This window comes from Deinococcus murrayi DSM 11303 (genome assembly GCF_000482805.1).
GTDB lineage: Bacteria > Deinococcota > Deinococci > Deinococcales > Deinococcaceae > Deinococcus > Deinococcus murrayi.
This window is the reverse complement of sequence record NZ_AXWT01000043.1, coordinates 1-8,026: the sequence shown is the minus strand read 5'-3', so window position 1 is coordinate 8,026 and position 8,026 is coordinate 1. Positions and strand designations below refer to the sequence as shown.

At 62.1% G+C, this 8,026-nt stretch carries 7 protein-coding genes and 3 pseudogenes; 6 read left to right on the top strand and 4 right to left on the bottom strand.

The genetic code is table 11. From position 1 onward, the window contains the following. Window positions 1–332 (top strand): annotated as a pseudogene (locus tag H565_RS0108795) (IS4 family transposase); the annotation flags it as partial. On the opposite strand, the gene H565_RS16400 reads toward H565_RS0108795, so the two are convergent. Then, complete coding sequence (locus H565_RS16400) at window positions 268–1,584, bottom strand: chymotrypsin family serine protease (RefSeq protein WP_157468949.1); 1,317 nt, start codon at window positions 1,582–1,584, stop codon at window positions 268–270. The pseudogene H565_RS0108795 and the gene H565_RS16400 overlap by 65 nt on opposite strands. Window positions 1,585–1,876: 292 nt before the next feature. Between H565_RS16400 and tnpA the strand changes: the two genes are divergently transcribed. Both tnpA and H565_RS0108785 read left to right on the top strand, forming a co-directional pair. Continuing rightward, the gene (gene tnpA / locus H565_RS0108790; RefSeq protein WP_027460708.1) at window positions 1,877–2,308 is read left to right on the top strand and encodes an IS200/IS605 family transposase; all 432 of its coding nucleotides are present in this window, start codon (window positions 1,877–1,879) and stop codon (window positions 2,306–2,308) included. A 184-nt stretch (window positions 2,309–2,492) separates the two neighbouring features. Continuing rightward, window positions 2,493–4,400, top strand: coding sequence for a BTAD domain-containing putative transcriptional regulator (locus tag H565_RS0108785; RefSeq protein WP_034401920.1), 1,908 nt, complete (start codon window positions 2,493–2,495; stop codon window positions 4,398–4,400). A gap of 41 nt (window positions 4,401–4,441) precedes the next feature. On the opposite strand, the gene H565_RS15765 is transcribed toward H565_RS0108785, so the two are convergent. Beyond that, entirely contained in the window at window positions 4,442–4,879 is a 438-nt protein-coding gene (locus tag H565_RS15765; protein WP_051363505.1) for a hypothetical protein, read from the bottom strand. A 68-nt stretch (window positions 4,880–4,947) separates the two neighbouring features. Here H565_RS15765 and H565_RS0108775 point away from each other — a divergent pair, with 68 nt between their 5' ends. Together H565_RS0108775 and H565_RS0108770 are read left to right on the top strand one after the other, a co-directional pair. After that, the gene (locus H565_RS0108775) at window positions 4,948–5,448 is read left to right on the top strand and encodes a DUF1963 domain-containing protein (RefSeq protein WP_027460705.1); all 501 of its coding nucleotides are present in this window, start codon (window positions 4,948–4,950) and stop codon (window positions 5,446–5,448) included. Further along, window positions 5,402–5,719 carry a hypothetical protein gene (locus H565_RS0108770; RefSeq protein WP_157468945.1) on the top strand — a complete coding sequence of 106 codons (318 nt, stop codon included), beginning with the start codon at window positions 5,402–5,404 and terminating at the stop codon, window positions 5,717–5,719. The genes H565_RS0108775 and H565_RS0108770 overlap by 47 nt, the downstream gene beginning before the upstream one ends. 91 nt (window positions 5,720–5,810) lie before the next feature. Here the strand turns inward: H565_RS0108770 and H565_RS17050 are convergent, their stop codons facing one another. Next, the gene (locus tag H565_RS17050; RefSeq protein ID WP_425387399.1) at window positions 5,811–5,948 is read right to left on the bottom strand and encodes a CAP domain-containing protein; all 138 of its coding nucleotides are present in this window, start codon (window positions 5,946–5,948) and stop codon (window positions 5,811–5,813) included. Between H565_RS17050 and H565_RS16995 the strand changes: the two are divergent. Next, a pseudogene (locus H565_RS16995) lies at window positions 5,908–6,834 on the top strand (N-6 DNA methylase); the annotation flags it as partial. The gene H565_RS17050 and the pseudogene H565_RS16995 overlap by 41 nt on opposite strands. A 939-nt stretch (window positions 6,835–7,773) precedes the next feature. Here H565_RS16995 and H565_RS16065 read toward each other — a convergent pair. Continuing rightward, window positions 7,774–8,026: pseudogene (locus tag H565_RS16065) on the bottom strand (IS4 family transposase); the annotation flags it as partial.

Genomic DNA, 8,026 nt, shown 5'->3' with positions numbered 1-8,026 from the left:
CCGAGAAAGCCCTGAAACGTTACGCGCTGCGCTGGACCGCAGAAAACATGCATCAGGCGCTGAAATCCAGGGGCTTTTTTCTCGAAAGCACGCACCTGACTGATCCCAGTCGGGTCTCCACGCTCCTGGCCGTGGTCGCACTGGCCTTCGTATGGTGCTGTTTGGTGGGAGAGTTTGAGCAGCAGCGTGACCCGTCACGCTGCCTTCGACACGGCTACCCGCCCAAAAGCCTCTTCAGACGTGGCCTGGATGCCCTTCGCGCCGTGCTCACCAAGCCCAACCGTGGGCTTGCACACGCGTTTCCCGACTTCCTCGCCACTTTTGACCCCTAGAGAGATCAAACCGTTCAAAAACTGGCCCGCCGCTGTCTCCGGACTGTGTTGCCCCCGTATAGTAATCGCTACAGACTTTTGTTGATTGGTCCTCGATTTGTGGCGTTGTAGGATCGTCCTGACTCACAGCGTCATAGCACGTCAAAACAAACTCCCCTCCAGTCCAGCCGGTGACGTAACCGACCTTCTCCATAGGATCATACAGGTTGGGATAATCGCGACGACCGATGACGTTAAAATTGCCTACAACCGTAGTAGAGCCTGCGTACCCTGCGTACCCTATATCTGCGGTCTTTGCAATTTTCGTGAAATTTGATTTGTTGGTTTGATTATGGTAGCGGTAGAACGCTGCATCGGATGAGCGGCATCCATAAGTATTTTCGCAAGCGAAAAGTGTCGGGTTTACGGTCAATCGAGCAATCGAGGTGGTGCCCAAGTCCGGCTGATAGGCGTCTCGATTGATGCTCATTTGGTCCCCATTGTAGCCTGTACCACAGTGGCCTGCAGAGAAGAAACCATAGACCCCCTGCAATTCGGCGTTGAAACCCATGGTGCAGTATTCGCCACCAGCCCCATTGGTTCTGAAAGCATAACCAGTCGGGGTTGGTCGTGGGGCGTAGTCAGTGAGCGTGCCGCTCACAGTTAACTTGGGCGTTTGGATAAATTCAACGACATCACTTGGAATTCTTAGTGCTACAAGCTGTCTCAATACTTGCGCCTGGTCGCTAAGATCGTGCAGGCCAACGGTGATTAGGCCGTTGGTTTCATTGTACCCAACTCCTCCAATAACGCGGTGATCGAGAAGTTTAACAGATACAATCTCTCTCCACGACATAATCTGCTGGATGGTATAAGCAATAGGCTGATACTCGAAGGAAGATGGATCCAGATTGATCTTCCTTCCTCCGGCCCGTTTGTCGCTGTGTCGAGCAACGAGAGATCTTTGGATTAAGCCTCGCAGTCGTGGCGTGTCCTTACCCCTGGTTAAAAGAACCTTGAAGCGGCCATCCTTACCGATAGAATATCCACCGAAGCCTGGAAGCTCATTCGCCATTTTCAAAAACATGGCGTCCTGACCTCGTATACGGGATGGTGCATTCTCTTGATTGTTGCTTCCGGGAGTGCGAGTTTGGGCGCGCATTTCTGATATTTCTGTCGTGTTACTCGGTAAATCCTGGCTGCCATTTGAGCATCCGGCTAAAAATGCGGTTACGGTTGTAAGGGCAACTGGAAGGAGTGACTTGTACTGCATGATGCACCTCTCTAGAGTTCTTGTTTTTAGAAAGACTCGCTGAAGACCTGGATCTAGCCATCGATATTCATTACCACTTGATGCAAAATTGCCGTACGCATACGCAGTAAGTGTGTTGGCCGCTCACTAAGGAGAGCGTTGAGCCTGTGCTTCCGTCCGAATCAGCACTGCTTATGCTGTGCACTCGCAGTGTTTCGACGGGGGGCGACCACTGTTTCATCGTTCACTTTCCGAGCGCAAGGTTGAAGCCACCGTCTTTAGACGGTCAGCTTTCAGCTACTACACTTAGGGAGTGGAATACCGCCACGGAAGCCATACTGCCTACAACATCGAATACCACTTCGTCTGGGCCACCAAGTACCGGAAAAACATTCTGCGTGGTGATGTTGCTGCCCGCACACGGGAACTGGTCAGGCAAACCTGTGACGCGTTTGAAATCAAGATTCTCAAGGGTGTGGTGAGTGGTGACCACGTTCATATTCTGGTGAGTGCACCGCCGACGATGGCTCCGAGCGAAATCATGCGGCGCATCAAGGGGCGAAGTTCAAGCAAGCTCATGGAGGAATACCCGAAGCTACGGCAACAGTTTTGGGGTCGGCATTTGTGGGGGAGAGGCTACTTCTGTTCAACGGTTGGGCAAGTGACGGAGGAGATGATCAAGGCGTACCTGGAACATCATTTTGAGCCGAATCCGAGCAGCGTGTTTGGGATTGTCGAAGAATGACGTGCTTTAGCGCGTATCCCGACTTTCAGTCGTTCTCTTAACCCCACCGTCTTTAGACGGTGGTTGTTTAGCTCCTTGGATGCCCCGACGGTACTCACCCCCCGGCTTGCGCCCGTGTTGCACATCAGTGAGGGAGGCTACAAATCGACACCCTGACAGGCACTGGACTGCTTATCTTGAGGGCATGTCTGCACTCCAGGAAGCTGTGATGGTCGGTGAGTACGCCCGAGGTCTAGAGCTGAGCGCGACTCTGCCGGTACTCACTTCCGAAGACCTACGCTGGACGGGCGTCTGCCTCTTCCAGCAGGGTCAGGTTGTTGCCGCATCACGGCAGCTGGAGCAGGCGGTGCTTAGTGGGTGTGCAGGCGCACATATTGATCTCGCAGCCCTATGGCGCTCAAGAGGACAGCACGAGCAGGCGCTGGCCCAGCTGCTCCGGGTGCAGCCAGAGTCTCTGTCGCCACTGAACCGTGCCTTATGGTGCCGAGAGCGGGGCATCGTGGGTTACGAGTTGGGAGAGGGAAAAGTGGCCGTGCTGCGCTGGCTCGACGAGGCCTGGATGCATGCCTGCGGGGCGCCAGAGGCCGTCCAGTCCTCCGCTGCTCACGCCTACGGCCTGTACGCTGCACGGTTCGGTGAGGATCAGCTCGCGGTGGGGTACCTGGAGTTCGCCGCAAGCCTGGCGCATCCGGTACGCCGCGCGTACATCGAGCTAGCCCGCGCAGCCAGTGCGGCGCATCTCGGCAATGTGCAGGAAGCGCAGGCCATTTTGGAACGTGTGGACTGCGGGGACACGGTGCATCCAGCTCTGGGTGGCCTCCTCGCATATCACCAGGGGCAGGTTCACCGGATTGCGGGGGAAATGAACGCGGCCGGTGAGGCGTTTACGCGCGCCATCCGCCTTTCGCGTGAGGCGCTGCGTCCCAACACCGAGTTTCACGCGACGCTGGGGGTGCTGGCTTTAGCGACGGCAACCCAAGACAGGGCAGCAGGACGGGCCGCGCTCGCTCGGGCGAGATCGCTTGCCCGGACGCCACGCGATCAAGCGTTCTTGAATCTGCGAGAAGGAAGCTGGCAAACATCACAGGGTGACCCTGCGGCCACCCCCCGGCTTCATCAGGCGCTGTTGTTTTTTCAGGACCGGGAGCACGGGCGGGAAGCAGTCTGGACGGGCCTACATCTCGCGGAAGCGCAGTGGCGCTTTGGAGAGCCGGGGGCCGCCCAGTCCACCGTGCAGGGGGTGGCCGACACTCTGGCGTCCCGAACTGCGCCGCTCGACTTACGCGCAGAAATGCACCTGACGCCTACAGTTTTCACCTATCTTCAGCAGCTTGCTGAAGACGCCTATGAACGTCAGCAACTTGTGCCGACGGTACCGACGAGCCTGCCACACGTGAATCTCCTGACGCTGGGTACCGCTGAGGTTCAGGTGGAGGGTCGAGGGGTACGCTTCCGGCTGGCGCGCACGGTGGAGGTGCTGGCCTATTTGCGGAGCAAAGGCGGGGCGAGTTTGGCCGAGGTGCAGCAGGACCTGTTTCCGGATGTGCCGCCTGCGCAGAGCAAGAGTTATTTCCATCAGGTGCGCTTGGACGTCAAAACGCACGTTCCGGGATTGAGCGTTCCGTACGACGAGAAGACTCGTCTTTACGGGCTTCGCCTTCAGGATGTGCGGTTCACCTGGGACGTGGAGTCGCTGCGTGAGGCTCTGGGTGATTCTGATGCTTTTATGATGACCGTGGTGGCCCGGCCCGGCCTTGAATTTCTGCGAGATGCAGACAGCGGGTGGGCGGCAGAGGAGCGTGAACGGTTGCGGCGTTGGGTGACACAGGTAGGCCTAGAGACGATGGACGGTTGGTTCCGCACGGGTGAATACGAGAAGTGCATTCGTCTGGCGGAGCGTCTGCTTCCCCTTGATCCCCTGGACGACGCCTTGCACGAGTTCCTGGTGCGAGCCACGCTGGAGGTGCGGGGGCGTCTGGCGGCGCTGAGGGTGTATCAGAGCAGTCTGGAGACCTTTGAGCGGGAAGTCCACGACGTGCCTCCCTCGCTGCGGTCACTGGGCGAGCAACTTGGGCCACACGTGCTGCATTGAGCTGGGTGCGTTCCGCCGGAATGCGCTGACTGTGCCCGGACTTAGGTGATCGGCATGTCCTCCGGGGCCGAGTCCATTAGGGTAAGGTCCAGCCAGTGCCGGGCCTGGTCTTGTTCACGGACGCCGAGTTCCTGCCGCCACTGTTCCCAGGCCATCTCACGCACGAGGTCATGACAGGCGAGGTAGTCCGCGAGTGTGACCTGTTGTTCAGGGGTCAGGGGCACGCCGCCCTTCCCGTGCTCCGCCCGGTACGCCCCGTCCAACACCCGCACCAGGGCAGGCAAGGTAAGGTCGCGCGGATCAAAGCCGGGGGCATACACGCGGGCCTGGCTCGTCAGAGTGGGGTCGTCCAGGTGCTCCAGCAGCACCTCGTTGTAGGAGGACGCCCGGTGGAGGACGGCGGCCACCCGCCAGCGTGGGCGAGTGCCCCCCCGCAGGGCGTACAGACTGCCGACCTCCAGGCGAGAACGCGGGCGCATGGCCCGCAGGATGCCGCACGTGCCATCCCGGGATTGTGCGACCATCGGACGTGTCCAGATTGCATCAGATGCGAGCCCAGGCCCGCCCGATCTTTGAGCGGTACCACCCGGAGCAGCCTGGAGCCCTGGCGCAACTCCTGCTGCCCGTGATCGAGATTGGCCCCACTCCCCTGCCCGCCGATACCCTGCCTCCGGGCACGAGCAAACTGGGCGGCGCGTCCAGTCAGGGCAACTACTACGATGAGCGCGGCGAACGGATGGTGCTGGTCGGGGAATTCAACCTCGCGGACCTCGCGCCGTATGACGAGGACGGCCTGCTCCCTCGCTCCGGCCTGCTCAGCTTCTTTCTGGGCCGGGGGGCCATCGAGGAGGGGAATATGGAAGCGGGGCACTGGGCGGTGGCGTACCAGCCGAACTTGAAGGCCTTGCTGCCCGCGAGCGAGCTGGACCCCCCTGGACGGTCCGTACGCGGTGCCGCCGTGCTCGGTCACGTTCCGGGCGGGCGTGCATCCGTATGGGGACGTGTTGCTGCCGCAACCGGACGGCTCGTTCGTGTCCCTGCACTATGACCGGGTCGTGTTCGATCCGGAGTGGCAGGAACTTACGGACGGTGAGGAACCCAGCGGGGAGGTCTACCTGCTGGGGTCGGCCCTGGCAACGGCGGTTCAGCCGGTCGCGGACGAGCCGGGTGAGGTGGTGCTGCTCGCGCTGCCCCGCACGTCGGCGGTGCTGCCGTTTGTGGACCTGGGGAATGATGTGGCCTTCGCGTTCCTGATCTCGCGCGAGGCCCTGGCGCGGACGGACTTCAGCCGGGCGCGTTTGGCCTACACCATGACCTGAGCCATCCGGCGTGTTGCACTCTCATCTCGCGTCACTCACGCTGGGAGGACCAGCCTCCGAGGTCGCCGCGAGTCGTGGCGCAGGAACGCCCTTACGGCCGTCCGAAGTGCTGCACCCAGTGAATGCCATAGTTGCTGGTCTCGCTGGCCGCGTACGCGCCGCCCATCACCGTCCAGCGTGGGTTGAGCATGTTCTTGCAGTGCCCAGGACTGGTGAGGAGGCTCTGCACCGCCAGCAGCGCTGTGTTCCGTCCGTGCTGCAAATTTTCTCACAATGAACAAAAGCGCGTCGCCGCCGCTGGCTCCCTCGCCGAGTTCCTGACCCGCGCCCTGCAAGCCAATGCCCCCCTGAGCACCCCGGAGGGCGTGGCCTGGTTTCTGGCGAGCTACGCACGGGAGGCCAAGCACCGCCTGAGCGCCGCGCCCCTTTCCGAACTGGCCCCGCTGCGGCGGGCGCTGAGCGAGGCGCTGGACCTGAGCTTTAGCGGAGAGCAGGGCGAACGCTTTTTCCGGGCCACGCTGGTGCAAACGCTGTGGTACGGCCTCTTTAGCGGGTGGGTGCTGCACACGGAACGCGCCCCCCAAGAGCCGTTTGACTGGCGCACCGCCGCCTGGGAACTGCACCTGCCGGTGATGCAGCGCCTGTTTTCCGAACTCGCCAACCCCAGCGCCCAGCGCAGCCTGAACCTCACCGGGCTGCTCGACCGCACCGCCGCGACCCTGGCGCGGGTGGACACGGCGGCCTTTTTCGCCCGCTTTCAGGGCGACGCCGTGCAGTACTTCTACGAGCCGTTTCTGGCCGCCTATGACCCCGAACTCCGCCAGCAGTTCGGCGTGTGGTACACCCCGCGCGAGGTGGTCGAGTACATGGTGGAGCGGGTGGACCGCGCGCTGCGCGAGGACCTGGGGCTGCCGCTGGGCCTGGCCGACCCCAGCGTGTACGTGCTCGACCCCGCCACCGGCACCGGCAGCTACCTTACCGCTGCGCTGCGGCGCATCCTGCGCACCCTGCGCGAGCAGCCCGACTGGGACGACGCCAGCCTCGACGACCTGCGCCGGGCCGCCACCGAGCGGCTGTTTGGCTTCGAGATTATGCCCGCCCCCTACGTCATCGCCCACCTGCGGATGAGCCAGGCCCTGGCCCAAGCCGGGGCACCCCTGCGGCCCGGCGAACGCGCCGCCACCTACCTCACCAACGCCCTGACCAACTGGCACGACACCCCGCCCCGCCTGCCCATGCCAGAGCTTCAGGCCGAGCAGGACGCCGCCCAGCACGTCAAGCAGGCGCAGCCCATCTTGGTGGTCTTGGGCAACCCCCCCTACAGCGCCTTTGCGGGCACCAGCCAGGCCGAGGAAGGCGGCCTCATCGACGCCTACAAGGCAGGATTGGTGCGCGACTGGGGCATTCGCAAGTTCAACCTCGACGACCTGTACGTCCGTTTTTTCCGGGTGGCCGAGCGCAAGATTGCCGGGGGCGGGCGCGGCATCGTCTGCTTTATCAGCCCGTCTTCGTACCTCTCGGACCCCAGCTTTGTGGTCATGCGCCGCACCCTGCTGGAGGTCTTTGACCGCCTGACCGTGGACAACCTCAACGGCGACAGCCGCGAAACCGGCAAGCGCACCCCCGACGGCCAGCCCGACCCCAGCATCTTTTCCAGCCCCACCAACCGCGCGGGCATCCGCAGCGGCACCGCCATCGCCCTGCTGGTCAAGACCGGGCAAGACAACCCGCCCACGGTGCGCTACCGCGAGTTCTGGGGCGCGGGCAAGGCCGCCGCCCTGCTGGAGAGCCTGGAAGGCAATGGCCCCGCCTACGCCGAAGCCGCCCCCGGCCCCGCCAACCGCTACAGCCTGCGCCCCATGCCCGACAGCGGCGAGTATGGCGAGTGGCCGAAGGTGGTGGAGTTGGCGGGGGTGCCGCCCTTCAATGGCCCGATTGAGCGGCGCGGTTTGGCTTTGATTTCGATGGAACCGGATGAAGATTTCGGGCGGGTGCGGGCATACCTGGACGACACCAAGACTGACGTCGAAATCGCTGAACTGGAACCGCGCTCTCTAGGGGTCAAAAGTGGCGAGAAAGTCGGGAAACGCGCGTGCAGCCCCACGGTTGGGCTTGGTCAGTACGGCGCGAAGGGCATCCAGGCCACGTCTGAAGAGGCTTTTGGGGGGGTAGCCGTGCCTGAGGCAGCGTGACGGGTCACGCTGCTGCTCAAACTCTCCCACCAAACAGCACCATACAAAGGCCAGTGCGACCACGGCCAGGAGCGTGGAAACCCGACTGGGATCAGTCAGGTGAGTGCTTTCGAGA

Bases quoted from the DNA above. Each gene is read 5' to 3' on its own strand.
- H565_RS15765 (WP_051363505.1), bottom strand. From the start codon at position 4,879: ATGCGCCCGCGTTCTCGCCTGGAGGTCGGCAGTCTGTACGCCCTGCGG.
- H565_RS0108775 (WP_027460705.1), top strand. From the start codon at position 4,948: ATGCGAGCCCAGGCCCGCCCGATCTTTGAGCGGTACCACCCGGAGCAG.
- H565_RS16400 (WP_157468949.1), bottom strand. From the start codon at position 1,584: ATGCAGTACAAGTCACTCCTTCCAGTTGCCCTTACAACCGTAACCGCA.
- H565_RS0108785 (WP_034401920.1), top strand. From the start codon at position 2,493: ATGTCTGCACTCCAGGAAGCTGTGATGGTCGGTGAGTACGCCCGAGGT.